We start from the raw sequence: 380 nt of genomic DNA, 5'->3' as shown, positions 1-380 counted from the left end.
CGTGGGCTCGGAGATGTGTATAAGAGACAGCCTGCGAAGACAGCGTATTCGAGCATCGCGACCGCCCTTGCCTGCTGTACCAAATCAAACGCTGCACCGCGCCCTGCGTCGGACACATCAGCGAAGAAATATCCGGCGGCATATTCGCGGCACAATTCGCGGAAACGGGCTTTAGGCATATCTTTGCCGTGCAGTTTTTCCACCATTACTTCGATAGGCAAACCGTGGCAGTCCCAACCCGGTACTTGGTTTCAGGGTTGAGCAGGATTTCGCGCAAGGCCTCACCGACCGGCGTTCCGCCCGGCCCGCGCGTGAACAGTACGGGCAGCCCCCTCCGTTCAAACCATGCTTTGATGACGGCAAGGTTTGTGGATTTTCCG

At 57.6% G+C, this 380-nt stretch carries 2 pseudogenes; both read right to left on the bottom strand.

The features are described 5' to 3' along the window. Positions 1–134: 134 nt before the first annotated feature. Positions 135–245 (bottom strand): annotated as a pseudogene (locus ACRPFF_RS11805) (class I tRNA ligase family protein); the annotation flags it as partial. Further along, positions 215–380 (bottom strand): annotated as a pseudogene (locus tag ACRPFF_RS11800) (dTMP kinase); the annotation flags it as partial. The pseudogenes ACRPFF_RS11800 and ACRPFF_RS11805, both read right to left, overlap by 31 nt.

The organism is Neisseria sp. SLRRB23 (assembly GCF_050896295.1).
Taxonomy (GTDB): Bacteria; Pseudomonadota; Gammaproteobacteria; order Burkholderiales; family Neisseriaceae; genus Neisseria.
This window is presented reverse-complemented; position numbering and strand designations above follow the sequence as displayed.